This is a genomic window from Nonomuraea sp. NPDC049421 (assembly GCF_040677005.1).
In the GTDB taxonomy this organism is placed as follows: Bacteria; Actinomycetota; Actinomycetes; order Streptosporangiales; family Streptosporangiaceae; genus Nonomuraea; species Nonomuraea salmonea.
In genome coordinates, this window is sequence record NZ_JBFAQA010000014.1 from 19,446 (window position 1) to 45,311 (window position 25,866).

At 73.6% G+C, this 25,866-nt stretch carries 14 protein-coding genes; all 14 read right to left on the minus strand.

The annotated features are described in order from the left end of the window. Positions 1-10: 10 nt before the first annotated feature. The gene (locus AB0K18_RS23930; RefSeq protein ID WP_364917793.1) at positions 11-10,573 is read right to left on the minus strand and encodes a hypothetical protein; all 10,563 of its coding nucleotides are present in this window, start codon (positions 10,571-10,573) and stop codon (positions 11-13) included. A 10-nt stretch (positions 10,574-10,583) separates the two neighbouring features. After that, a complete protein-coding gene (locus AB0K18_RS23935) occupies positions 10,584-10,928 on the minus strand; it encodes a hypothetical protein (RefSeq protein WP_364917796.1) in 345 nt (114 codons plus the stop codon). Further along, positions 10,925-11,296, minus strand: a complete 372-nt coding sequence (locus AB0K18_RS23940) for a YbaB/EbfC family nucleoid-associated protein (RefSeq protein ID WP_345404298.1) — start codon at positions 11,294-11,296, stop codon at positions 10,925-10,927. The genes AB0K18_RS23935 and AB0K18_RS23940 overlap by 4 nt, the downstream gene beginning before the upstream one ends. Positions 11,297-11,418: 122 nt before the next feature. After that, the gene (locus tag AB0K18_RS23945) at positions 11,419-11,826 is read right to left on the minus strand and encodes a hypothetical protein (RefSeq protein WP_364917798.1); all 408 of its coding nucleotides are present in this window, start codon (positions 11,824-11,826) and stop codon (positions 11,419-11,421) included. After that, on the minus strand, positions 11,823-12,710 hold the full coding sequence (locus AB0K18_RS23950) for an SseB family protein (RefSeq protein WP_364917801.1): 888 nt from the start codon (positions 12,708-12,710) through the stop codon (positions 11,823-11,825). The genes AB0K18_RS23945 and AB0K18_RS23950 overlap by 4 nt, the downstream gene beginning before the upstream one ends. Before the next feature lie 64 nt (positions 12,711-12,774). Then, positions 12,775-13,773 (minus strand): hypothetical protein, encoded by a 999-nt coding sequence (locus tag AB0K18_RS23955; RefSeq protein ID WP_364917803.1) that lies wholly within the window; start codon positions 13,771-13,773, stop codon positions 12,775-12,777. Then, the gene (locus AB0K18_RS23960) at positions 13,770-16,262 is read right to left on the minus strand and encodes an SMC family ATPase (protein WP_364917806.1); all 2,493 of its coding nucleotides are present in this window, start codon (positions 16,260-16,262) and stop codon (positions 13,770-13,772) included. The genes AB0K18_RS23955 and AB0K18_RS23960 overlap by 4 nt, the downstream gene beginning before the upstream one ends. After that, entirely contained in the window at positions 16,262-17,413 is a 1,152-nt protein-coding gene (locus AB0K18_RS23965) for an exonuclease SbcCD subunit D (protein WP_364917809.1), read from the minus strand. The genes AB0K18_RS23960 and AB0K18_RS23965 overlap by 1 nt, the downstream gene beginning before the upstream one ends. Positions 17,414-17,426: 13 nt before the next feature. Then, on the minus strand, positions 17,427-19,331 hold the full coding sequence (locus AB0K18_RS23970) for an ATP-binding protein (RefSeq protein WP_364917814.1): 1,905 nt from the start codon (positions 19,329-19,331) through the stop codon (positions 17,427-17,429). A 155-nt stretch (positions 19,332-19,486) separates the two neighbouring features. Next, positions 19,487-20,176, minus strand: a complete 690-nt coding sequence (locus AB0K18_RS23975; RefSeq protein ID WP_364917817.1) for a CehA/McbA family metallohydrolase — start codon at positions 20,174-20,176, stop codon at positions 19,487-19,489. Continuing rightward, complete coding sequence (locus AB0K18_RS23980) at positions 20,173-21,834, minus strand: MFS transporter (protein ID WP_364917820.1); 1,662 nt, start codon at positions 21,832-21,834, stop codon at positions 20,173-20,175. The genes AB0K18_RS23975 and AB0K18_RS23980 overlap by 4 nt, the downstream gene beginning before the upstream one ends. Then, positions 21,831-22,904: a Zn-dependent alcohol dehydrogenase gene (locus tag AB0K18_RS23985; protein WP_364917822.1), complete on the minus strand. Its 1,074-nt coding sequence runs from the start codon at positions 22,902-22,904 to the stop codon at positions 21,831-21,833. Before AB0K18_RS23985 ends, AB0K18_RS23980 begins: the two co-directional genes overlap by 4 nt. A 24-nt stretch (positions 22,905-22,928) precedes the next feature. After that, entirely contained in the window at positions 22,929-24,350 is a 1,422-nt protein-coding gene (locus AB0K18_RS23990; RefSeq protein WP_364917824.1) for an aldehyde dehydrogenase family protein, read from the minus strand. Positions 24,351-24,433: 83 nt separating this feature from the next. Further along, positions 24,434-25,705: a cytochrome P450 gene (locus tag AB0K18_RS23995; protein WP_364917826.1), complete on the minus strand. Its 1,272-nt coding sequence runs from the start codon at positions 25,703-25,705 to the stop codon at positions 24,434-24,436. Positions 25,706-25,866 lie beyond the last annotated feature (161 nt).

Sequence of the window (25,866 nt, forward strand, 5' to 3'; positions counted from 1 at the left end):
CACCCCGTCGTCACTGGGCCACGAGGTGGTCGGGCACGGCGTCCTTGCGTCGGCCGCAGAAGCAGGGGCCGTCCTGCGGGCACTCGCACATGACCTCCCAGCCGCTGCCGTCGGCGAGCTCGCGGCCGCGTTGCAGGAACGTCTGCCCGTCGTCCGGCCGGGGGTCGGCGAGCATCGTTCTGAGATCGGCGGCCAGCGGGGCCGGCACCAGGTGCAGCGGCGCGGCGGCGGCCAGGTCGTGCAGGACGCCGAGCCGGGCCGGGCGCTGCGCCGGGCTCGCGGCCCGCACCTGGCGGACGGCCTCGAACAGCGCCGCCACCTCCTGGTGCGGGCCGACCTGCAGCCCGAGTGCCGCCGCCAGCGCTCCCGCGGCGGTCGCGGCGGCGGCCCGCTCGTTCGCGCCGACCGTCTTCCGCCCATCCACCTGGTACGTCACCACACCACCGTCCCCCTGCACCCCCGATCCGTTCGCCCCACCGGAGCCGTTCCCCGCGCCCGAGCCGTTCGCCGTGCCCGAGCCGTTCGCCGTGCCCGAGCCGTTCGCCGTGCTCAGGCCGTTCGCCTGCTGGGGGATGGTCACCTGGCCCGCGCCGTTCATGGGGCCGGCCAGGTCGGCGGGGCGGATCTCCATGACCAGGGGCGGGCGGCCGGGGATCCGGATGTCGAGCAGGCCGGGGCCCAGGACCCGGGCCCTGGCGCCCATGAGCGCGGCGGCCCTGCTGACCGCATGGGCGGCGGCCAGCTCGGGCAGTTCGGGCTCGCCGCGCAGCGCCGCCACGTGCTCGGGGGTCAGCTCGCCCGCCCTGGCCAGGGCCGCGATCTTGGCCGCCGCACCCGGCTGCCCGGGCGCCAGGCCGGCCTTCCTCGCCTCGGCCTGGAGCACGGCGGCCATCCCGGTGGGCGCGGACCGCCCGCCGCCGAGCGCCGCCGCGATCGACCCGCGAGCGGGGGACCGCCCGTTGAGCACACCGGCGAGGAACCCCTTGGTCCCGCCCTTGCGCCCGTCAGCGGTGGCGGCCGGCGTCCTGGCTGCGCCGCCGTTCAGAGCTGCGCCGCCATTCACGGGTGCGCCGCCGTTCAGGGCGGCTGCGATCGAGCCGTGCGTGGTGGTGCCGTTGAGGGCGTCGGCGATCGACGGGGCGGCGGGCTGACGGCCGTTGAGCGTGTCGATGAGGCCGCGCAGCTTGGCCGCGGTCGCCGCGTCCGCCGCACTGACCGCGGGAGGCGAGCCGTTCGCGTCGGCGAGGGCCGACGGGGCCGAGGTGGGCCAGGGTGGGAGCGGTGGGGTGTGGCCGCGTTTGCGGAGGTCGATGGCCAGGGCGTCGATGGCGGCCGCGATCCGCTCCCTGGCCTGCGGGTCGGTGGTCGCGTGCCACTTGCGCGACAGGTGGGCGTGCTCGTCGAGCCGGGGCGTGACGCAGTGGTCGGTGCCCTCCTCCTGGGCCGACAGCGCCCCCCTGACGATCCCGTGCCGCGTACCGGCCTGCTGCGCGGCGCGTTCCTGGGCGACGTGCGAGATCTCGTGGACCAGCACCGACGACACCAGGTCCGGGTGCACGCGACGCCCGATGCGCATCACGTGCGGCTCCTCGGCGGTGCCCGCGTACAGGTCCGTACGTCCGACGAGCCCCGCGCCCGGGTCCTCGGCCATCACCTGCACGTGCTGGTCGGCGGCCCCGGGGACCTGCACCACGAGGCGGTCGCCCCCGGTCCAGCCCAGGTGGGCGACGACGCCGCCGAAGTCGGTGACGGACACGTCCTGCGCGCGGATCTCGTCGAGGGTGAGGTCGGGGACGTCCTCGGGACGCGCGGAGGCGGACAGCGGGCTGCCGGGCAGTTCCTGGGAGGTGACCGACGGCGAGGTGGACCCCAGGAAGGTGCCGCCGCCGACGGCCGGCGTGGCCTCCTCCTCCTCGGCGATCTTCCAGACCGGTTCCGGCGGCGGCGGGAGCACACCGCGCTCGTCCAGCGCGGCGGCGACCTGGTCGGTGAAGGTGCCGGACACGGGCGAGGTGAGGAAGACCTGGCGCAGGTCGAGATCGTTCCGGTCGGCCGCGTCGAGCAGGTGGGGCGGCAGCGTGGAGAACGCCTCGGCGAAACCGGCGTCACGCTGGCTGCTGCGCGCGCTGTCGTTGCGCACGGTGCCGTCGGGGGCGGCCAGGTAGCGGTGGATGCCGTCGGACTCCCGCACGTAGACGCCGGCCACCCGGCCGCGCTCGCGGGCGGCGACCCTGGCGTCCTGGAGGATCTGGATCAGCCCTTCGCGGCCGGGATCCGGCTGGAACGTGAACTGCGGCAGATCGTCCATCGGCGCCGCGACCCGGATGCCGCGCTGCATCCTGGCGTCCAGCTCCGCGAGCACCTCACCGGGCAGCGTGATCATGGCGGTGGCGCTGGAGACGGCCGGCCGGAACTTACTGTCCTCGCGGGGCTTGACGTTGCCGTCGCCCTGCCGCTTGACCCGGGTGAAGGTCGCGTCGTAGTCCACCCGGAGGCGGACGGTGTAAAGCTTGCCGCTTTCGAACATGCTGCGCTCGCTGCGCGCGCCCTGGTGCTGGCTGACGCTCTCCGAGGCCTGGGCGCCGGCGTTGGCGCCGTAGGAGAGGCCGAGGACGCTCCAGCCGTTGCCCGTGCTCATGCCCGCGGGCTTGAGCCGGCCGCGGCCGATGGAGACGTTCTGCGCCTCGGCCCTTCTGCTGACCTCGCCCGTCTCGCCGTCGAACGGCCCGGCCACGACGGTGAGGTCCGACATGCGGGCCCTGACCGCGACGTCCACGCCCTGGGTACGGAACCTCGGCTCGGCGACCTGCGCCATCACCTGGCCGTCGGGCCCCGCGACGCGTTCCAGGCCGGTGATCATGCCGGAGTGCGACAGCCACGCGGACAGCGCTCCCGAGCGCTCCGCGGCCGCCGCGGGGCCGACCATCTCCTCCAGCTCGCGCATGAGGCCGGCGTGCAGTGTGGGCTTGTCATCGTGCTCGACCAGCACCTCGGGGAAGACGCCCGGCGGCAGCTCCACCGAGCGCGGGTCGATCACGTCGGGGGCCGGGCCCGGGTCCTGGGCGACGGGGCGCACCATGTCGCTGGGGATGCGGCGTCGCAGCGTCATGTCGTACTCGCGCCGCACCACCAGGCGCTCGACGCGCGTGGCGTCCCTCTTGGCGCGGATCTTGGCGGCCAGGCCCGGCACGTACCGCTCGAACGGGACCGGCCGCACCCGGGCGGGGCGGGTCGAGACCTCCAGGACGAGCACCTGGTCCTGCTCGATCGTGGTGTCGCCGACGAACCTCGCGATGCGCAGCAGCCGCATGACGTTGCGGATCGCGGTGCCGGCGAAGGAGCGGTTGCGCTTGGTGGACAGGCCGAACTTGCTGTCGGTGCCGTCCTGGCTGTCGCTGTAGTCGAGGCCGCCGGACCACGTGGCGCTGTACGACTCCGTGCGGGTGGCCTCCTCTCCCCTGTAGCGCTGGATGATGGTGCCCTGTTCGTCGGTCTGGCTCACCATGCGCGCCAGGCGCGGGTCGCCCGCGCTGACGGTCCGCAGGCGGATGGTGACGACCTGGGAGGCCTGTGTCTCCGAGGCGCGCTGGACGTCGTACTCGCGCTCGAACCCGCGCCGCGACCACATCTCCTCGAGGTGGACCTTCGGGCGGGCCCCGTTGAGGTCCACGCGGAGCTGCCGGTACAGGTTGGGCGTGTGCTCGGTGACGCCGGGCAGCGCCTCCTCGACGGCGTTCATCACCTCGTCGAGGATGGCGACCTGCTCCCCGCCCGGACGGTTGCGCACGACGAACGACTCGGGGACGCTGACGCCCATGCCGTGCTCGTACTGGGGTGCGACGACGACCTCTCTGAGCTGGTCGTTGACGGTCTGGGCGGCGGTCAGTGCCTCGTCCAGCCGGACCCAGCCCTTGCCGGGGTCGTGCCGCGCGGCGTCGGCGGCCGGGGTGACCGCCGGGCCGATGTCGGCGACCTTCTTGAGCGCCTCGAGCAACCGGGTCGGATAGTGCTTCTTGCCCAGGCCGATGTCCTCGCCGCGGTGGTTCGCCGCGGCGCTGACCTCGACGTACCGGTGGATCAGCGGCACCGCGACCGTGCGGTGCAGGTTCATGTGGCCGTTGAGCCAGCGCTCGACCGCGTCGGCCACGACGGGCACCGGCAGGTTCAGCTCGCCTTCGGCGAACAGCCGCAGCGCGTCGTTCTCGGGGACGACGAACACGCCCTGGCCACGGCTGCGCAGCGCGGCGCCCCGCCGCTCGCCGGCGAGGTCGAACCCGATCTGGGACGCCTGTCGGGTGGTCACCTTCGCGATGACGTCCACGGGCACCCGGATCCGGTACTTGCGGCCCACCGCGATGCCGAGGAACTCGGTGCCGAAGATGGCGACGAGCGCGGCCGCCACCGACTTGACCCGGTTGCGCCCCGGCAGTGAGACGGTCCCGCTGTCGCTCGTCGTGCCGCCGTCGTCGGCGTCGCCGACGCTGTTCGTCAGGCCGCCCAGGAAGTTGCGCGCCGAGCTCCAGCTGATGCCGGCGCTGCGCAGGGCGAGCATGATGTCGCCTGATACCGGGTCGGCGATGTCGACGAACTCCGCCTCGCCCAGCACCCCTCGCACGTCCATCCGCACGCGCGTGGGCGAGGCCCCGTTGAGGTCCAGCGCGACGTCGTTCACGACCGGGCCCTCGAAGATGTGGCCGGCGAGATGGTGGCGGCTCAGCATCGGCCAGAGCTGGACCAGCGGCGCGACGCTCTTCCGCAGTGCCTTGGGCAGCAGGTTCCTGACCTTGTCGATGTCGCCCAGCTCGCGACCGGCGTCGAAGTGCTCCAGCCTGGCGATCTCCATGAGCCGCTTCGACGGCTTGCCGATCTTGCCGCTGAAGCGCGGGCCCCCCTCATGGGACAGCAGCCCGGCGGGGACCATCAGCAGTGGCTTGATGGCACGCGGCTCGACCAGCGTCGCGACCTCGTCGCCGTGCAGGTGGTCGACCTGGATCGTCGCGTCGGTCAGGACACCGGCGGTCGGCTCCTTGTTGTCGTCCTCCGTCATGGCGACGTTGTTGACCATGCTGGAGGTGCTGGTGCCGGCCGAGAACGTGCGGTCGCCGCCGACGTTCACGCCCGCGCTGTGGGAGACCCCGTCCTGCCCCTCCCCAGGGCCGTCGGTCTTGCCCACGGAGCCGCCGAGGGCCTTCGTGACCGACCGGTTGATGCCCCGTCCTGAGGTGTCGCTGGCGATGTCGAGGTGGGTCCGCACCTTGTGGGTCTGGCCGACGCCGGTGCCGGTGTCGCCCTCGTTCTGCCGGATCACGATGTGCAGGGCGTGCAGGTCGAGGGCCCGGCCGACGCCGTGCGACTGCAGCGGGACGATGACGCCGCCCTGGGTGAGCTGGTCGAACCCGCTGCGGAGCGCGCTCTCCTGCAGGTGGGCCTTGATGTCGTCCTCGTTCAGCTGCTGGGCGGCGCGGACGAGCAGGTTGTCGCTGTAGACGCGCGCGCCGTTCTCGCCTCTGGTGGACACCAGGCCGGTGTGCTCGAGCTTGTCGATCACCTCCTGCACGAGGTCCCCCAGCTCGCGGATCTCCCGGACGTCGGTGGGACCCGCGCCGCGCAGCCGGCCCTCGCCGGCGCCGAGCCAGTCGGGCAGCCCGATCCTGCGGCCCGTGATGGGCTCCTGGGCGGGCGCGTCCGCGGGCACGGGCAGGCCGTCGGCGTCGAACCTGATCCCACCGTCGTCCCTGACGAACGCCTGGACCGGCACGGGGTCGCCGGCGTACCAGGCGTCCACCGCCTGCTGGCGTACCAGCAGCTCGGTCAGGAACGGGTCCAGCTCCCGCGTCGGCTTGCCCGCCCGCTCGATGGTGAACGTCATCTTGACCTGCTTGCGGTGCGTCACCGACATGCCGCTGCTCTTGTCCACCTGCGGGTGCACGGCGACCTCGTTGGCCGTCGAGGCGGACGACTGGGAGATCGGCACGCCGGCCTTGACCTCGGGCTTGATCGAGTCTGCGGAGTAGTCGCCGAGGGGGCCGAGCACGTCCACGTTGTTGAGGTCGTCGGAGGTGATCTTCGCGGCCACCTTGCCTTCGATGGAGCCGCCGTGCTCGATCCTGGTGGTGGAGGTGGCGGTCTCGGTGAGCACCCTCTCCTGCAGCACGTCCCGCGTCCAGCCGCCGAGCAGCTCGGTCTCCTCCTCGACGACCTCGGCGGTGGCGGTGATCCTGGTGTCGGGCATGCCCTGCACGGCGAGGTTCACCGACAGGCCGGACTCCAGCACCTGAGCGAAGCGCAGCTGCATCTCGCGGACGACGAACCTGCGCAGGTTGTCGCGGGCGCCGGTGCCGATCTGGGTGTACTCGCCGCCGAGCTCGGCGGCGAGCGCCTCCAGCGCCTCCTCCAGGCCGGTCATGCCGAGGACCGCCTGGTTCGGCACTCCGGGACGGCGCTGGTCGGCGGGGATCGTGAGGGTGCGGGTGATGTTGGGGTCGACGGCGGAGTGCCACACCCAGATGCGCTGGGTGTGGGCGTCGCCCGGCTTGCCGGAGGTGACCTCGACGGGGTCGCTCCACGTGGTGTTCCGCCCGGTGCGCACCTGCACCGTCCACTTGGCGTCGCCGTCGTACAGCGCCGCCTCCGTGCGATTGTCCGCGACCGTGCCGCCCTGCTCGAACATGCTGCCGCCGCTGGAGACCGACCAGTTACGGCTCGCGCCGGCACCGATGGCGACGCCGGCCCACCCCATCGCGTCGGCGATCGAGCCCTTGGGGAGCCACTGCGCCAGTTTCCGCGTGTCGAACTCCGCCGACGTGCCGACGCTGCCCGACTCGGTGGCGGTGTAGGACTGTCCCGTCTGGTAGAAGTTGCCCTGCGTCAGCTGGGACGCCCGCATGCCCGGGTCGGCGACCTCCACCAGGTCCGAGACCGTGAGCGCGATCCGCAGCTCGACCGCCTTGCGGCCGTGGCCCGCGACCAGCACCAGGCCGTCGCCCGCCACCACCTTGTGCCACTCGGCGCGGATGAGGGTGTCCAGCTCGCCCGTCTTGTACTGCTTGACGGCCTTCTGAGCCCTCAGCTCCTGGTTGACCTTCTCGGTCAGCTCCTCCAGGTGGGCCAGCCGGCCGGTGGGCATCGACTCGGTCAGCGACCACGGGTCGGGCCGGGTCTGGCCGACCGCCGCGTCGTACCCCATGTGGGACGCCGCGACCTCGCGCAGGGCGGCCTGCGCGAGCATGGGCAGCGAGACCTCGTCGGGCCGGGTCAGCAGCCGAGGCGCGCCGGACATCGCCTCCAGCAGCCGCGCGTACCGCTCGTGCGCCTTCCTGGCCCGGATCGCGGCGTTCAGCGCGGTCCCGTACGCGGCCGCGCGCCGCTCGTGCCGCTCCTGCCTGTCCCGCGCGGCGCGGGCCTCCTCGACGGCCGCCGCGCGCCGGCGCTCGACGCCGCTGTCCTTCTCCTTGGTGGTCTTCCTTGCGTTCTCCTCGGCCTGCCTGGCGTTGTCGCGGGCCTCCCCGGCGCTCGCCTTGTACTGCTCGCGCAGCCGCCGCAGGGTCTTCTCCGACTCCTTGAGCCGCTCGGCGGTCTGCCGCACCTCCGCGACGCTCGGGTTGTCGCCCAGGCGGGGGATGTCGAGGGTGGTCCGCTCGTGGTCGGGCCCCGCCTCCCAGGGAGCGGGCGGCACCTCGACGCCGCGGGCGCGCAGCGTGGCCAGCAGACCGTCGATGTCGACGGCCGTCGCCCGCTGCTCCGGCACCGTGTCGGCGGTGTTCCAGCGCTCGATCAGGTACGCCAGCTCGTTCTGCTGGGCGGTCACGCACTCGTCCCTGGAGTCGGCGGCGACGCCGCTCGGCAGCATCCGGCGCAGGATCCGGCGCAGCGGCCCCCTCGACATGGCCTCCTGCCGCTGGAACGTGTGCGTGATCTCGTGCAGCCAGACCCTGGTGAGCTGGTCGGTGGCGATGCGGGGGGCGAAGGTCACCAGGTGCGGCTCGGTGTCGCTGCCCGTCCGCACCCGGGTCGTCGCCATCTCCCGCTGGTCGGGCCTGCCGATGGTGAAGCGGAAGTGCTGGGGGCCGTTCGCGGTGTCCACCACCAGGACGTCGCCGTCCCAGGAGAAGCCCCGCACGTTCCCCGCGCCGTGCACGAAGTGCTCCGCGTCCAGGTTCGCGACGGCCTGCTTGATCTCGTCCGTGGTGACGTCGGCCTCGCGGCCGCTGTCGGTGACGTAGCGGGTGCCGGGGACGGGGTGCGAGGTGACCGTTCCCGGCCTGCTGGTGTGCACCTCGGGGCGGGCGGCGCCGGTGGGGGCGTCCGACGACAGATTGGGGTCGGACGCGGCGAGCACCAGTAACGCGGCGGCGTCCACCACCAGGTCGGCCTGGGCGGCCACCTCGCCGGCGCGGGCGTCCAGCACCCTGCGGACGCGGCGCATCGTGGCGTTCGGCAGGACGCGGTGTCCGCCGTCCCGCTTCGGGACGAGCACCTCGCCGCTGGGACCGATCACGGCGCCGGGGAACGTGGTGATGAGCGCTTCCTGCAACGCCGCCCGCGCCCTGATCGGCGCGCCTGCCCTGTTGAACGCCTGCCCGTCCATCTCGCCCTGGTCGGCGGTGGTCAGGCTGGTCACCGGCATGCCGGTGACCGCCTGGTCGTTCTGGGCGGCCTGGGCGGGCGTCGTCTGGGAGGTCGCGTCGCTCTGGCCGGACGTGTCGGGCTGCCGGCCGGTGTCCGTCTGGCCGGACGTGTCGGGCTGCCGGGTCGTGTCCCCAGCCGTGTCCCCGGCCGGCGTGTCAGCCCGCGTGTCAGCCGTCGTGTCCCCGCTCGTGTCGCCCGTGGCGGTGTCGCCGGTCGCCGGGTCGCCGGTCGGCGTGCTGGGCTCCTGGGTGGTGGCGGGCTGCTGGGAGGACGTGTCGGGCTGCGGCGTGGTGGCCGTCTGCGGCTCGGGCGCGGTGGCCGCCCGCGTGTCCGCCTGCTGCTCGGGGGTGGTGTCCGTCTCCGGCTCCGGAGCGGTGTCCTGGCGCGGCTCGGGGGTGGTGTTCGTGTGGTTCTGGTTGTTCGAGGTCTGCCGGGATGAGGCGTCGGCCGTGGAGGGGGCGTCGGGGGTGGCCGGGGTGGCGCGGCGCTCCGGAGTCGTCTCGGAGGTCTCGTCCGCGTTGTCGTCGGAGGCCGGGGCGGCGGCTTGCTGCTGGTCCGGGGTGCGGCGGCGGGACGAGGAGTCGGCGTCGGGCAGGCCGGGGCCGGGCCGGTTCGCCGAGGACGAACCGGCGGGCGTCGTCGTGCTCGCCGTACGCTGGGCGGGAACGTTGACCGGGTCGGCGATGCGCACCCCGCCGGAGCCGGCGGGCGACATGCCGTCGGGGCCGGTCGGCCCGTTGGCGGGACCGGTGGGACCACCGGACGGTCCGCCGGCGGGACTGCCGGCGGCGGCGCGGGCCGCGTCGGCACGGGCGGCGGCGTCGTAGGCGGAGGCGAGCGAGGTCGTCGGGTGCGCCAGCGCTGAGACCACGTCGGGATTGAACGGGCTGATCGTCCCGGTACGCCCCACGCCACCGAGGAAGGCCCCGGTCATGGACTCGGCGGTGAACGGATTCTGCCACTCGCCGTACATCAAGCCCATGCTGAGGCCGCTGCCGACCGGCGAGGCGAACGTGTTCGCCGCGCCGGTGGTCGCCGCCCGCCCGGCGAAGCCCGGCAGCACCCCGGTGACCCGCGAGATCGGCCCGGACACGACGGTCCCGGCGACGGCGCCCGTGCCGGCGCCGAGGCCGGTGGCCCCCAGCTCCTTCCAGTCCAGGTCCTTACGGGTGCCCATCTCGATCTGCTGAGACTGGGCCTTCCAGGCGATGAAGACCTCCTCGCCGATCTCCTCGATCAGCTCTCTGCCGATGGGCGAGGCCAGGAAGCGGAGCAGCAGCCCCCGGCCGGTGGGGCCCGCGAGCGCGGCCACCTGGGCCAGCCTGACCGCGCCGACCTGCTTGCCGGCCATGGCGGCGAGCCTGCTCAGGATGCGGCTGATCGCCGCCCGCGCCATGGCCGCGTACTTCCCGATCAGCGGGGTGGCGGAGGCGGCGGTGAAGAAGTTGACCAGCAACACGATGGCGATGGCGACGACCGTCACCCAGAAGGCCACGTTGATCGACAGCTTGGAGTACTGGGTCTGCACCGCGAAGTTCTGGGCCTGCAGGGCGTAGGCGTGGCCGTTGTTGCTCACGCCCGCCATGCCGCCCTCCTTGCCGTACAGCTCACGGGCCCTGCCGACGAACTTGGCGGTCGCGGGCGCCTGCCAGCCCATCACGATGGTCCGCGCGGCGGTGCCGGCGGGCTCGGCGGAGGAGAGCGCGCCGTCCGACAGCGCCGCGTAGCGGCGGGCCAGCTCCGACAGGCCGGCCTCGCTGGCCGAGGGCCACTTCTGCCCGGCCGACAGCATGGGGATCAGCCAGTGGACCACCCAGTCGGGCAGCGCCTCGGTCTCCCATACGGGCCGGACGTCGCTGTCGATGCGGACGATCTGCTTCTCGACGGATTGTCCCCCGAAGCCGGGATCGGGCCCCTGGACGTTCGTACCGCCCGTGTGCGACATGGACCCCGTCTCAGACTTCCCGCGTCATGCGGGTGAGGCCGTCCCTGATGTCCGCGTCCGTCTCCAAGGTGTTGTCGATGGCGGCGCGCAGCCGGTCGCCGGCGTCCACGACCTGCTCGGCGAGCCGCTTGCACTGGTTGATCATCTCGTAGGGCCCGCCCTCGGCGAGGTGCGCCCGGTAGAAGGCCATGCCTTCGGTGCCGTCGCCCCACGGGGCGGTGGACAGGTGCGCCTCGACGTCGGCGGCCAGCTTGGGCAGGCTCTTGCCGACCTCCTCGGCGGTGGTGGACCAGGCGGACATGCCGCGGTCCACGACGGGCTTGGCGATGAACGCGCCGCTCCAGTCCTCGTTCACCGGTCGCCTCCCATGTCGTCGATGAGCCGGGCCATCACGGCCTCCACGTCGCCTTCGAGGTGCGCCTTGAACTGGTCGGGCGGGATCACCGGCTCGAAGATCTCCATGACGCGTTCCTGGGCGGCCGCGGCGGCCCTGTGCGCGGTCTCGGCGATCGTGTCGGCGAGCGCGCGGGCGTCGGGACGCCGGTAGATGCGGGGGTCGAGGTCGAGCCTGATCAGGTCGCCGCGCGGGCCGACGGTGACCGAGACCAGGCCGTCGCGCGAGGTCTCGGTGACCTGCACGGCCCTGGCCTTGGCGTGCAGCTCCAGCCCTTCGTCCTGCAGCCGGGTGAACGTCTCGCGCAGCTCGTCGGCGTACGCCCGCATCGCGGCCACGTCCGGACCTTCCGAAGCCCCCATAGCCCCCTCGCCACTTTCGCCCATGTGACGCCACATCTACCTGAGGAGTAAGTTTCCGTCACATTAACACCAGGAAACAAGGGGCTGGCCTAAACATGTGATTTTCCGGAAGTGAGCGACACGGCCTCCTCCCGTAGCTCCGTCACCTCCGAGCGGGGCGCCCAGGCCCGCCACACGCCGCGTTCCACCCGCTCCAGCCCTAGGTCACGGGCTCGCGGCGCGGACCCGCCGAGGTATTCGAGCAGCAGCAGCCCGTCGCGTTCGTCGTGCACCTGGAACGGCTCGTCACGCCACCGGCACACGACCGTGACGAAGTGCAGCGACTCGCACTCGGTCACCGGCACCGTACGCACGTGGCAGCCGGGCTCCACCTCCTCGAATCCGTCCAGCGGTTCCTCGCTGCGCAGGCGTACCCACAGCTCCAGGGCGTGCGGCTCGGGGCTGGCCGGGAAGACCGAGCCCTGCCAGCGGGCCCGGTAGGAGTGCCACGACGTCATGACGTCCTGCTCACCAGGTACCAGCGGCGCAGGTCGCCGTGGTAGACGGCACGGCGGTGCTCGGTGCCGGCGTTGGTCAGCTCCCAGATCTGCGCGCCGTGCGGCAGGCCCACGCCGTACACCTTGTACTCGCGGACGATGGAGTGCACGTTCGGCACCAGCCCCATTCCCACGAACGGCGGCTCCTCCACCACCCAGCCGGCGACGGCCTGCCGGCCCTCCTCGTCGGTCCCCCCGTACGGCGTCCGGTAGAGCTCCAGGCCGACGGGCCGCCAGCGCAGCATGTTCAGCGAGCCCGACTCCGTGATCAGCTCCTCCTGCCCGAGTGCGGCGGCCAGCACGGCGGGGGTGGCGATGTGCGAGACGTCGAGCGCGTGGTGGCAGTATCCCGACACCCGGGGCTCGGGCGTGTCCAGCAGAGCGGGGATGTCGGCGGCGGCGAGCAGCTTCTGCATCACCGGCACGCCGGAGCCGGGGGCCAGCAGCAGGTCCTGGGTGAGGGTGGGCACGGCCAGGCGGGCGACCGTGCCGGATTCGAGCATGAACGACGCCGGCAGCCCCGGGTTGATCGCCAGCCCCCAGCGCAGGTCGGGCCAGACGGCGGCGAGCTCCGTCATCGAGGCGACCCGGTAGTGCGTGGCGGCGCCGCCGGTGGCCCGCGTCATCCCCTCGGCCGAGGTGAAGGCGATCATCCAGGTCCGCTCGGCGTCGGCGGCGGTCGCCCAGGCGGGGGGCTCCGCACCGGCCGCCGCGGCGGCGGTGATCGGCAGCGCCAGGTCGGCCTCACGCAGCAGGCTCAGGCACAACGCCTGCTGCCCGTCCTGGTAGGCGGCCCACAGCTGTTCCTCGAACGGGCCGGCCGGAAGATGATCTGCGACGGTCACGCGACAATTCTGTCCTGTTTTGCGATGGATGCACCCCGCTGCCCCGGTACCGGTGACGGCCGGCTCAGCGCGTGGGGACGGGGATGCGCGGCGGCGTGGCGCGGCTCTGGCGGCGGGCGGCGGCGCGGAGTGCGCGGTAGAGGAGCCGCGCGTCGCCCAGGCGGTGGCGCAGCAGCCGTTCGAGGCCGCCGATGGGTATGAGGTTCTGCGGGGCGCGCGGGTCCTTGTAGTCGACGCCCGCCAGCGGCGGCAGGGCGCGGGTGAGGGAGTCGGCCAGGCGTACGAGGTCGTCGAGCGGCAGGTCGGCGCTCGCCTCGCAGCGGACGACGCCCGCCCACGGCATGTCGGAGGTGGTGGGCAGCCGGAGGTACCAGGTGTGGCGGCGCCAGCTCGTCCCCATGAGGAAGACCGGGGTGCGCTGGCCGGGCAGCAGCTCCGACACGGTGGCGGCCTGCGGGGCGGGCAGGTAGGCGGTGTGGTGGGTCTTGACGTAGCCGACCGTGCGCGGCAGGTGCGTACGGCCCCGCAGCGGACCGTCCACCAGCAGCAGGTCCTCCTCCCCCACCTCGGCCCTGTGCCGGACGGCCAGCTCCACCTCCAGCTGGGTGAGGTGGCGCTGCAGGGCCAGGGTCAGCTCGTCGGCCCCCGGGCCGGGGGCGCGGCGGGCGCGGTAGGCGGCGGCGGTGGTGACGACGTCGCCGGCGTACGGGGAGGCGCTGAACAGCGACCTGCTCACCTCGACGGCGACCGGCGCGGCCCCGGCCCCCGGCGCGCAGCGGACGATCCCCGCCGCGCATGAGGCCGCGATGCCGGGCAGCGCGGTGGGGTCGCCGTCGGCGTACGTCCACAGGCGCGCGTCGATGCGGCGCACCCCGTCGGCGATCAGCAGCACCTCGGGCGGCGCGACGCCGGGGCCGGGCGTGATCGGGCGCCAGCGGGCGGCGGCCAGCTCGACGTCGAGGTCCAGCTCGGCGCTCGTGGCGTCGAGCTCGGCCAGCGCCTCGGCGTCGAGCGCGGCGGAGTAGGACGGGTCCCACGCGTCGACGGTGAACCCTGCCGTCATGCGGTCGTCCTGGACAAATGTGACCCCTTGGCGTCGCGGCTGACCTCGAAGCGTACCGGGATGCGGTCGGCCAGCGCGGGCACGTGCGTGACCACGCCGACCATGCGATCCCGGCCGGCGGCGAGGCGTTCGAGCGTGGTCGCCACCGTGTCGAGGGTGGCCGGGTCGAGGCTGCCGAAGCCCTCGTCGAGGAAGAGCGAGTCGAGACTGCGGGCGGCGGTCGCCGACAGGCCGGCGACCTGGTCGGACAGCGCCAGTGCCAGCGCGAGCGCGGCCTGGAACGTCTCGCCGCCCGACAGGGTGCGCGCGTTGCGCCGCATCCCGGCCTCGGCGTGGTCGATGACCTCGATCTCGTTCCTGGCGCCGAGCGTGAGTTCGTACTGGCCGTCGGACAGCTCGCGCAGGGTCTCGGAGGCGGCGGTGACGAGCAGGTCGAGCGCCTCGGTGCAGAGCCATCGCTCGAACGCGTCCGCCCGCAGGCACTGCGCCAGCTCCTTGGCGACCCTGGCCCGCTCCTCCTCCTTCTCGACGCGCTCGCGCAGCTCACGGGCGGCCGCCCGATTCTCCTTGACCCGGTCCAGCCACGCCTGCGCCTGCGCGACGGCCGCACTGACCGACTCCCCCAGCGCGGCGGGCCGGTCGGGTACGGCCACGTCGTGCTCGGTGAGCTGGGCGACCACCGACGTCCACAGGGCGCGGGCCTGCCGTCCGGTCTCGGCGATGCGGGCCTCCTGGCTCTCCAGCGCGGCGCGCTCGCGGCCTTCCGCCTCGTCGCGCCAGGCCAGCAGGGCCGTCCAGGCGTGGTGCAGGTCGGCACGGTCGAGCGGCGGCGCGCCGAGCGGGACCACGGTGTCGCGCGCGGCCTCGATGTCCCGCCAGAGCCGCTCGGTCCGGCCGGCCAGCTCGCCGGCCCGCTTCCTGGCCGTGGACAGCTCGGCACGGGCCTCGCGCGCGGCCCGCCGGGCCCCGGCCGCCCGCCGCTCCGCCTCCCGCCCCGCAGCCACGCGCCCTTCCAGCTCCTCTCGCCACGCGGCGATCCACTCCCGCTCGACCCGCCCGTCAAAGGGCTCCACTGCGGAGTTCTCGGGCAACAGCTCCTTGCGCAGGGTGGTGGCGCGGGTGGTGAGGTCGTCGACCGTGCGGTCGAGGTGGCGAAGCTCGGTGAGGGCTTCCGTGTGTGCGCGGCCGGCCTGGTCGGCCTCGCGGCGGGCCGTTGTGAGGCGCTTCTCGGCGGCGTGCAGGTCCGCCGTGGCCGGGTGGTGGGGCAGGGTGGTGACGGGTTGCAGGCAGGTGGGGCAGGGCTCGCCGACGACGAGGCGGCGGGCCAGGCCGGCGCCCGCGTGGGCGTCGCGGAGGCGGTCGCGGGCCTGCTCGGCTTCGGTCGCCGCGGCGTCGAGCGTACGGGAGCGGGCGGCGAGCGGCTCCAGGGCGGCGCGGGTCTCCGCGGCCTGCGCCTCGGCGGCGGCCAGGTCGGCGAGCAGGCGTTCGTACGTCTCCAGCGCCTGCAAGCGCTCCAGGAGCACGGCGGGGTCGTCGTGGGCGGCGAGCTCGTCCTCGGCGCGCCGCTCGGCGGCCTCGGCGGCGGTCACGGTCTCGGTGAGGGCGGCGGCCTCGCCTGCGGCGGCGCGGGCACTGGAGGCGAGGGTGGGGACGTCGGCGGGCAGGGCGAGCGCGGCCAGCGCGGCGAGCCGGTCGCGCAGCGCGTCGCGTTCGTCGGCGAGGCGGCGCAGTTCCTCGTCGTGGCCGCGCAGCCCCTCCAGGTCCGTCCTGATCCGCGCGTCGAGGGCGTGCAGGGCGGCGAGCCGGTCGGCGGCGGCGCGTTCGGCCGGCTCGTCGGCGTCGGTGAGCCTGGCCAGCCGCTCGCGCGCGAAACCGGCGGCCTGCGCGGCGGCCTGCTCCTCCTGGACGGCGCGCCGGCGGACGCGTTCGTAGACGTCGGCGTCGAGGAGCTGGACGAGCAGGTCCTGGCGTTCGCGCGGCTGGGCGTGCAGGAACTCGGCGAACCTGCCCTGCGGCAGCACCACGCACTGGGTGAAGAACCGGTACTCCAGCCCCGTGACGCGCTGCACCTCGCCGGTGACCGCGGCCCCCTCGGCCACGGGACGGACGACGGCGGCCAGCAGGTCCTCCAGCTCGGCCGACGCGGGCACGGACGGGTCGAGCTCGTCCAGCCGGGCCTCGGCGGTGTGCACCTTGCCCTTGGCGTCGCGCCTGAGCGCCCGCACCACGGCGAGCCTGCGTCCCGCGCTCTCGAAGACGAGCGCGACCTTGGCGGAGACGGCGGACGGCGCGAGGGCGTGGGCGATGACGTTCTCCTTGCCCCAGCGCGGCACGGTCCCGTAGAGGGCGAAGCAGATGGCGTCGATGAGCGTGCTCTTGCCCGCACCGGTGGGACCGACCAGGACGAAGTAGTCGACGCCGGAGAAGTCGACGGTGGCGGGCTCGCGGAAGCTGCCGAAGTCGTCGAGGTGCAGCCGCAGCGGGCGCATCAGCCGCTCACCTCCTCGTGCAGGCGGTCGAACAGGGCGGCGACGCGGTCGTCGTGGCGGCCTGAGGCGGCGAGGTAGTAGCGGAAGAGGTCACGGGGGCTGCGGGCGGGCCCGTCGGCGGAGGTGCGGCGGGCGTCGCGTACGGGGCGGAAGCGCTCGTGGACGGCCACCTCCAGCGCGGTGGGCAGGATCTCGCGCACGGTCTCGGCCAGCCCTGGCCTGGGCGGCTCGGTGACGACGACCCGCAGCCACGTCTCCGCCAGGCCGGGCGCCATGGCCGCCAGCTCCTCCAGCGTGCCCGTCCTGGTGGCCAGCGCGCGGGCCGAGGTGATGGGCGCCTCGCGCACCTGGGCGGGACGCCCCGGCTCGACGGTGACCAGCAGCGCGCCGGGCGTGTTGTCCTCCTCGCCGAAGTCGACGGCGAGGGGCGAGCCGCTGTACCAGATGGGGCAGGGGCCGGGGATCTGCTGGCGGCGGTGCAGGTGGCCGAGCGCGGCGTATTGGGTGGCGGGCGGGAACGCGGTGGGCTCGAAGTAGTAGGAGAAGATCGACTGGGCCCGCCGCTCGCCGCCGCCGAACCGGCCGCTCGGCAGCGTGCCGTGGGTGGTGACGAGGTTGACGGTGTCGGCGGAGAAGCCGTCGGTGAGCGCGGTGACGAGTTCGGCGATGCGGGCGGCGTAGTCGCGGTTGTGCTCGGCGGACGTGCCGGCGAGCACTTCTGCGGCGCGTACGACGTACCGGTGCGACAGGAACGGCAGCACGGCCAGCCGTACGGGCTCGCCCGACCGGGCGGTGAAGGCCAGGGTGCCGCCCTGGTCCGGACGCCGGAACGCGCCGACGACGTGGATGCCGAGCTTGCCGAGCACCGGCCGGTAGACCTCCAGCAGGTGCGGGTTGTCGTGGTTGCCGGCCAGGACCACCACGTCGCGCCCGCCCTCGTGCAGCGCCATCAGGGCGTTGAGCACCAGCGCCTGCGCCTCGGGGGTGGGGGCGCTGGTGTCGAAGAGGTCGCCTGCCACGAGCACCGCGTCGACGTCCTCGCTGCGGGCCAGCCGGACGAGGTCGCCCAGGACGGCGCGGTGCTCGTCCATGCGGTGGCGGCCCTTGAGTACCTTGCCGACGTGCCAGTCGGCGGTGTGCAGGATCTTCATGCGCTCGCCTGACCTAGAAGGGCGGGATGTCGTCGTCGGCGCCCGGCAGCCCGGCGAACGGATCGGCTTCCCGGCGCGGCGCGGGCCGCTGGGCCGCCTCGGCGGGGCGGGTGGCCCAGGCGGGGAAGGGGAAGGTGACGGCGAGCGGCACGGGGATCTCGGGCTGGGTGACGAACATGGTGCCGGGCCTCGCGATCGTGGCGCGGTCGCGGGTGGTGGCGGGCAGCCAGCCGTACTCGGGGCGGGTGGCCTCGGCCGGGTCGAGGCGGCCCGCGACGCGGACCGAGCAGTTGGCCACGATGCGCCGCTCGACCTCGGAGGCGGTCTGCTGGGCGCCGATGAGGATCACGCCGAGCGACCGGCCGCGCTCGGCGACGTCGAGCAGGATCTCCTTGATGGGCGACTCGCCGTCGCGGGGGGCGTACTTGTTGAGCTCGTCCAGCACCACGAACAGCAGCGGCTTCGCGGTGCCCGCGCTCTCCTTGCGGGCGAACTCGCCGCGCAGCGTCACGCCGACCACGAACCGCTGCGCCCGCTCGGGCAGGTTGTGCAGGTCGACGATGGAGACCTGGGCGTCGGATGTGCCGATCGCGTGCGGCCGGCCGCCGGGCAGGTCGCCGCGGACGATCGGCGACAGCGCCCTGACCGCGCCGCGCAGCCTGCGCAGGAACGCGTTGACGGTGCCCAGCGGGGTGGGCGCGCCGGTCCAGGCGGCGCGGGTGCCCTCGTCGGCGAGCTGCGCGCCGACGACGTCCACCAGGTCGCCGAACGTGCGGCAGACCGGGCCGCTCTCCTCGCCCGGGCGGCGGATCCGTACGGCGCCGCCCTCGCCCACCGGCTCGGCCCACGCCTGCAGCCGGGCCGCGACCTGGCCGACGAGCAGCGAGTACTGGGCCCGCTCGTCGTCGGCGTCGCTGAAGACGAAGCGCAGCAGCTCATCGGCGCAGAACTCGGCCAGCGTCCAGTAGTAGGCGCTGACGTCGCGGGTCCTGGCCGAGACGTCGGGCACGCCGTTGGGGTCGCGGGGGCGCGGCGGCGCGAACACGTGGACGCTGCCGAACGGCCCGGCGGGCAGGCCGAGCCGGGCGTACCGGGCCGTGGCGGCGGCGTCGAGGCGGGTGTTGGCGTGGTCGAGGAAGAGCAGGTCCTCGCCTTTCACGGAGAAGACCAGGGCTTTGGTGTTGGCGGCCTCCGCGCCCAGCACGCCGGAATTGAATATCGAATAGATGAGGAATGTGGCGAATGACGTCTTCGTCGCCACGCCGGAAACGCCGGAGATCGACACGTGGGCGCCGCGGGTGCCGTCGAGGAAATCGAAATTGACGTACATCGGCTGCCCGTCGCGGCCCAGCCCCATGGGGACGCGCCGGTCCATCACGTCGAAGTAGAGCGCCTGATCGCGCTCGCCGCTCCCGGCGCGGTAGACGGGCGCGCCGGGCAGCGGCGGCACGAAGATCTCCGGCTCGACCCGGGTGACGCGCACCTCGGCGCACTCGACCACGGCCGCCGGGAGCGCGCCGTCGGCGATGAGGAAGACGTCGGAGTCGAAGCCGGCGCCCTCGTGACGCGCCTCGACGGCCGACACCACGCCCGCGACCAGCACCGGGCCGTAGTCGGGCGTGTCGCGCCTGGTCACCACCACGTCGTCGAGCTGCACGACGCGGCCGGGCTCCAGCCCGACCCAGAACGACAGCGGGGAGGCGGCATGCGTGCCGAGCACCCTGCCGACCGCGTCACCCGACGCGGCGGTCCCGTCCGTGGGGCGGTCGACGAGGCCGCTCCGGCCGGCGGGCCCGTCGGCGCCTGCGATGGCCTGAGCCGCGGGTCCGTTGGAACCTCCTGCGGATCCGTGGGCGCCTTCTGTGGCGGGGCCGTTGGTGAGGCCGTTGGCGGCGCTCGCCTCCGTCTTCTCACTCACCGATGCTCTCCCGCCCCGGACGTTCACGTTCTCCCCGCAGAATCCTAACGACCGCTCTGCCATCTTTTGGCACTGTCGCGGGGGAAATGCGGCACGTATCAGCCGGGCGACCTGGCCTTGCCCTCTTTCGTCAAATGACGGTAAAGGAAATGCGATCAGCGGGCGTAGCGGCGGGCGTGCGGGCGGTGCTCGCCGTAGCGGCGGGCGTGGTGCAGCGCTTCCAGGAACGCGCGGGGGCCGTCGAAGTCGGGCATCTCCAGGTACGCGGCCCCGATCCCGTCCGGGTCGTGGGCGTCCGAACCCACGGTGCCGGGCAGCCCGTACGCCCGCGCCGCCCGCAGCGCGGCCCTGTTGTGGCGCTGGTCCTCGATCTTGGCGTTGAACACCTCGACGGCGTCGATCAGCCCGTCCCGGCACAGCTCGTCCAGGTGCCCGCCGAGCCCTGAGCGCTCGGGGTCGTACGGGTGGGGCGCGCACACCAGCCCACCCTGGGCGCGGATCCGCCGGATCGCCTCACGGGTGGGCAGCACGTACGGCACCCGTTCTGTCAGGAAGAGCCCGAGCACCTCGCCGGACCCCGTACGGACCTCCTCGCCCGGCACGACCCGGCACCCGACGGCCCGCGACAGGTCGTCCGCCGTGCCGGCGAGGTGGTTGTGGTCGGTGAGGAACACGACGTCGATGCGGTGCGCCGCGACCTGCTCGGCGAGCCGGCCGAGCGTCGTGACGGCGTCACCGGACGCCACGGTGTGCACGTGACAGTCCACCCGGACCCACCCATCGGGCACGGCCCGCTCAGTGGAGGGCGGCAGCGCCGGCTCGAGCGTGGGCGCACCGGACGTCACGGGGTCCGCTCCCCCGGCGAGCCCGGTGAGCCGGCCGAACCAGGCGAGCCACACGAGCCCGCCGAGCCCGCCGAACCGGTCGGCCCAGGCGCGGGCGGGCCGGCTGCGGGGGTGGCGGGCTCGGGGGTGGCAGGCTCGGGGGTGGCAGGCTCGGGGGTGGCAGGCTCGGGGGTGGCAGGCGCGGGGGCCGGGCGGGCGCGACGGCGGCGCAGGCCGCCCAGCGAGGCCAGCACCGACAGCACGGACACGACGGTCAGCACGCCGAAGGTGATCCGGTACCCGGTGACCAGCGCCCCGATGCCCTCGGGAGCCACCCGCGACAGCGTCCCAGCGAACACGGCGGGCCGCAGCGCGGCCGGCAGCGGCCCCGTGACGAGGGACAGCGCGAGCGCGGTGCTCACCACCACGCCGGAGTTCTGGATCATGAGCCGCATGGCGTTGACGATGCCGATCCGGTGGGAGGGGAGCTGGTCGAGGATGGCGGTGGCGGTGGCCGGCAGGAACATCCCGGCACCGGCCCCGAGCAGCACCATGCCCACGCACATGGGCGCGTACCCGACATCTGCGGAGACGTACCCCAGCAACACCACCAGCCCGGCGGTGCCGACGACGTTGCCGAGCAGCCCGACGAGCCGCGCCCCGAGCCAGGCGTGCAGCGGGCCCGCGCTCATCGACGCGATCATCATGGCGACCGAGAGCGGCAGCACCTTCAACCCGGCCGTCACCGGGTTCTCGCCGTGCACGGCCTGGTAGAACAGCGCGACGAGCAGCACGACCGCCGTCCGCCCGACCGTGCTGAGGAACGTGGCCAGCAGGTCGAGCGTGAACACCCGGTCGGCGAAGAGCCGTACGTCCACCACGGGGTGCGCGCTGCGCCGCTCGACCACCACGAACACCGGCATGAGCAGGACGAACAGCACCACCCCGCCGAGCACGACCGGATCGGTCCAGCCGAGGTCGGCGGCCTGCGACAGCCCGAACAGCAGCCCGCCCAGCGACACCAGCACCAGCAGGTTGCCCGGCACGTCGATGCCCCGCTCCCCCGGCCGGGCGAGCGTGCGGCGCAGCGTGACCGCGCCCCAGATCAGGCAGAGCACGCCGAGCGGCACGTTGTACCAGAACACCCACTGCCAGCCGTACCGGTGCGTCAGGAAACCGCCCAGCGTCGGGCCGACGAGCTGGGCGACGGAGAAGGAGGCGATGTAGATGCCCATGCCGCGGCCGAGGTGGCGGCGCGGGAAGGCGTCGGTGAGCAGGGCGGCGCTGTTGGTCAGCAGCATCGCGCCGCCGGCGGCCTGCACGACGCGCAGGCCGACGACGTACCATTCGCCGGGGGCGAAGCCGAGCAGGAGGCTGGCGCCGGTGTAGGTGGCCAGGCCCCACAGGTACATCGAGCGGCGGCCGAACATGTCGGCCAGGCGCCCGAACACCACCATGAGCACGGTGTTGGCCAGCATGAACGACAGCAGCATCCAGCTCGCGGCGGCGGCCGAGGCGTCGAAGTTGCGGACGACCTCGGGCAGCGCCACGTTCAGCGAGCTGCTGCCGAGCGCGGTCAGGATGCTGGCCAGGCCGACGACCGACAGGACCCGCCAGGCGTAGCGGAGCTGAGCCCGCTCATCGGGGTCGTGCGGCGCCGGTTGTCCCGGCTCGCTCATGGGAACGTGACGAGCGACCGGATCACGTCCCCCGAGCCCATGGCGGCGAACGCCTCGGCCACGCCGTCGAGCGCGATGCGCCTGCTGATCAGCCCGTCCAGGTCGAGCCGCCCGGCCCGCCACAGCCGTAGCAGGCGGGCGAAGTCGGTGCGCACGTCGCCGGAGCCGTACAGGCAGCCGAGCAGGCGGCGCTCGGTGGCGAACAGCTCGGCGGCGCTGAAGGTGACGGGGTCGTCGGCGCTGCCGGCGCCGACCACGACGGTGGTGCCGCCGCGCCGGGTCGATTTGTACGCCTGCCTGATGGTCTGGGAGCGGCCGACGACCTCGAAGGCGTAGTCGAAGCCGAGCCCGCCGGTCAGCTCGTCGGCGCCGGCCCGCAGCTCGTCGGGGGTGAAGGTGTGGGTGGCGCCGAAGGCGCGGGCGGCGGCCAGCTTCTCCGGTACGCGGTCCACCGCCACGATGGGCGCGGCGGCGGCCAGCACGGCCCCTTGGATGACGTTGATCCCGACGCCGCCGCAGCCGATCACCAGCACCGACGAGCCGGGCCGTACCTGGGCGGTGTTGACCACGGCGCCGACGCCGGTGAGCACCGCGCAGCCGACCACGGCGGCCACGTCGAACGGCACGTCCGAGGGGATGGGGATGGCCGCGCGGGCGTCCACGACCGTCTCCTCTGCGAAGCAGCCGACGCCGAGCCCGGCGTGCGCGGGCTCGCCGGCGATGCTCAGCGTGGGCTCGGCGGGCGGGCGGACGGAGGTGCACAGGTTGGGCTGCCCGCCCAGGCAGTACGCGCACCCGCCGCACGGCGGGATCCACGACAGGATGACGTGGCTGCCGACGGGCGGCCCCGACACGCCGGGGCCGAGCTCGACCACCTCACCCGCGCCCTCGTGGCCGGGCACGAGCGGCAGCCGCGCGGGCAGCCGCCCCTCGCACATCGACAGGTCGGAGTGGCAGACGCCGGCGGCCCGCAACCGCACGCGCACCTCTCCGGGGCCGGGCCGGCGGATCGTCAGCTCGTCGCTGACCTCGACCGGCTTGCCGGTTTCGCGCAGGATGACGCCTCGCATCGGTTTCGTTCTCCCCCGGGGGCTTCAGAGCTGGATGGACGTGGTGGTGAGGAACTCCTCCAGGCCGAAGCGGCCGTACTCGCGGCCGTACCCGGACTGCTTGTAGCCGCCGAAGGGGGCCAGGCCGTTGTGGGTGCCGTCGTTGACACGGATCTGCCCGGCGCGCAGCCGCCGGGCGACGCGGTAGGCGCGCTCGGGGTCGGCGCCGCGCACGCCGGCGGCCAGCCCGTACGCGGTGCCGTTGGCGATCTCGACCGCCTGGTCCTCCCCGTCGTAGGGCAGGATGACCAGGACCGGCCCGAAGATCTCCTCCTGCGCGACGCGCGACTCGGATGCGACGCCGGTGAGTACGGTCGGCCGCACGTAGAAGCCGCGTTCCAGGCCGTCGGGCGCGTCGGGGCCGCCGGTGAGCACGGTCGCGCCGTCCTCGACGGCGGAGCGCAGGTGGTCGCGTACGCGCTCGCGCTGCAGCCCCGACACCAGCGGGCCGAGCCTGGTGGCGGGGTCGCGCGGGTCGCCCACGCTGTAGGTGGCCGCCTCGTCGGCGGCGATCCGCTCGGCCTCGGCCAGCCGGTCGCGCGGGACGAGCAGCCGGGTCAGCGCCGAGCAGGTCTGTCCTGAGTTGAGGTAGCAGGCGGCGACGCCCTTGCGTACGGCGTCCTCGAAGGCGGCGTCGTCGAGGTCGTCGAGCAGCACGTTGGCGGACTTGCCGCCGAGTTCCAGCGCGGTGCGCTTGACGCCGGCTGCGGCGAGTTCGGCGACCCGCCGCCCCGCCCTGGTGGAGCCGGTGAAGGAGACCATGTCGATCTGCGGATGCCCGGCCAGCGCCTCCCCCGCCTCAGGCCCGGTGCCGGAGACCAGGTTGAACACGCCCGCCGGGAACCCGGCCTCGTGCAGCACGTCCGCCAGCACGAACGCGTTGAGCGGCGTGACCTCACTGGGCTTGAGCACCACCGTGCAGCCGGCCGTCAGGGCGGGGGCGACCTTCGCGGCGATCTGGTGCAGCGGGTAGTTCCAGGGGGTGATGGCGCCGACGACCCCGATGGGGTCGCGGTGCACGACCGAGCCGCCGAGCCGTTCCTCGACCGCGACCTCGCCGGCGACCTGCGGCATCGAGGCGAACGTGCGGATCGGCGCGCCCACCTGGATGGCCTTGGTGAGCTTGAGTGGCATGCCCAGCTCGTCCACGATCATCTCGGTCAGCTCGCCGGCGCGTTCCTGCAGGGCGGCCGCCACGCTCGCGCACAGGGCGGCCCGCTCCTCCATCGGCCTGGCCGACCAGGCGGGCAGGGCGGCGGCAGCGGCCTCCACCGCGCGGGCCACGTCCTTGACGCCGCCGCGCGGCACCTCGTCGAAGACCTCCTCGGTCGCGGGGTTCACCACCGGTATCGCGGTGCCGCCGCTCGCCTGTACCCACTCGCCGTCGACATAGATCCGATGCGGCATGACCCCACCTCAAAAGAACGGACGCTTAATTCTAGATTCGGATTCTAGATTCGCTCTCCGTTCCCGTCCAGGGCGCCGGGCGGTCAGCCGACCCGCACCGGCACCGTGCGCGGGCCGCGTACCTGGCTGGCCGCCCACGTCACCGCCGCAGGATCGGCCAGCTCGAACACCGGGATCCGCTCCAGCCACACCTCCAGCGCCACCCGCAGCTCCATCCGCGCGAGATGCGAGCCCACGCACCGGTGGATGCCCAGCCCGAACGCCGCGTGCCGGTTCTCCTCGCGGTCGATCACCACCTCATCGGCCCGCTCGAACTGCGCCGGGTCCCGGTTGGCCGCGGGGAACGACAGCAGCACCCAGTCGTCGGCCTTCATCTCCACGCCGTTCCAGGTCATGTCCTCCCTGACCAGGCGGGCCATCGTCACCGGCGCGTACGCCCGCAGGAACTCCTCCAGCGCCGTCGGCAGCAGCCCCGGCTCGGCCACCAGCCGCTCCCGGTCGGCCGGCGTCTTCGCCAGATGCCACAGCGACGCCCCGATCGCGCTCCACGTCGTGTCGATGCCCGCGATGAGCAGCAACGTCATCGTGCCCACCACGTGGATCGGGTCGAGCTTCTTGCCGTACAGCTCCGCGTTCATCAGGTACGTGGTCAGGTCGTCGCGCGGATGCTCGATGTGGTCGTGGATCTGCGCCACCAGGTAGTCCGTCAGCCGGGTGAACCCCTCGATGCGCTCGTCCTGCGGCCGGTTGATGCTCTCCAGCGCGCTCTCCACGAACGCGGCGAACTTCGGCCCGTCCTCCGGCGGGAAGCCCAGCATGTCGGCGATCACCCGCATCGGGATGTGCTGGGCGTAGTCGCCGGCCGCGTCCACCACCTCCTTGCCCTCCATCGCGTCGATGAGCGCGTGACAGTACGCCCTGGTCGCCGCCTCCCGCTTGGCCACCGCCGACTTGGTGAACGCGGGCAGCAGCAGCTTGCGGGCGTCGTGGTGGAACGGCGGATCGGAGGAGATCGGCGGCACCGCCCCCACCGGCGCCAGCTCCATGGGCGGGCGGACGTTGCTGACGATGATGGCCCGGGAGGAGAAACGGTCGGTGTCGTACGCGATCGACGCGACGTCCTCGTACCGGGTGGGCAGCCAGACCCCGCCGAACCGCTCGGTGTGCGCGATCGGGCAGCGCCGGCGCAGGTCGTCCTGGATGGGGTAGGGGTCGGCGGCCCACACGGGGTCGACGTGGGAGAAGTCGGTCGCCCAGTCGCCGACCGGATCGGTGACCGGGTCGGTGACCGTGCCGATGGGCCGGTTCTTGCGCGCCTGCTCAAGCTCCTCGCCGAAGCGATCGTCGACGGTCATCGTCCGGCTCCGCTCTGTACCTGCATGGCCTCGTTCCCGTCTGTCCTGGGGGTCTCGGTTCCTGGTACGTCCTTGAGCGAATTAAAAAATCGTTCATTTGCCCCGTCAAGCCCCTGGCCCGCCGAGGAGGTCGTCTGAGGGCCTTGCAGATGTTCAGTACG

Excerpts from the sequence above, each read along its gene's own strand:
- AB0K18_RS23930 (WP_364917793.1), bottom strand. The coding sequence starts at position 10,573 with ATGTCGCACACGGGCGGTACGAACGTCCAGGGGCCCGATCCCGGCTTC.
- AB0K18_RS23940 (WP_345404298.1), bottom strand. The coding sequence starts at position 11,296 with ATGCGGGCGTACGCCGACGAGCTGCGCGAGACGTTCACCCGGCTGCAG.
- AB0K18_RS23945 (WP_364917798.1), bottom strand. The coding sequence starts at position 11,826 with ATGACGTCGTGGCACTCCTACCGGGCCCGCTGGCAGGGCTCGGTCTTC.
- AB0K18_RS23955 (WP_364917803.1), bottom strand. The coding sequence starts at position 13,773 with ATGACGGCAGGGTTCACCGTCGACGCGTGGGACCCGTCCTACTCCGCC.
- AB0K18_RS23960 (WP_364917806.1), bottom strand. The coding sequence starts at position 16,262 with ATGCGCCCGCTGCGGCTGCACCTCGACGACTTCGGCAGCTTCCGCGAG.
- AB0K18_RS23965 (WP_364917809.1), bottom strand. The coding sequence starts at position 17,413 with ATGAAGATCCTGCACACCGCCGACTGGCACGTCGGCAAGGTACTCAAG.
- AB0K18_RS23980 (WP_364917820.1), bottom strand. The coding sequence starts at position 21,834 with ATGAGCGAGCCGGGACAACCGGCGCCGCACGACCCCGATGAGCGGGCT.
- AB0K18_RS23985 (WP_364917822.1), bottom strand. The coding sequence starts at position 22,904 with ATGCGAGGCGTCATCCTGCGCGAAACCGGCAAGCCGGTCGAGGTCAGC.
- AB0K18_RS23990 (WP_364917824.1), bottom strand. The coding sequence starts at position 24,350 with ATGCCGCATCGGATCTATGTCGACGGCGAGTGGGTACAGGCGAGCGGC.
- AB0K18_RS23995 (WP_364917826.1), bottom strand. The coding sequence starts at position 25,705 with ATGACCGTCGACGATCGCTTCGGCGAGGAGCTTGAGCAGGCGCGCAAG.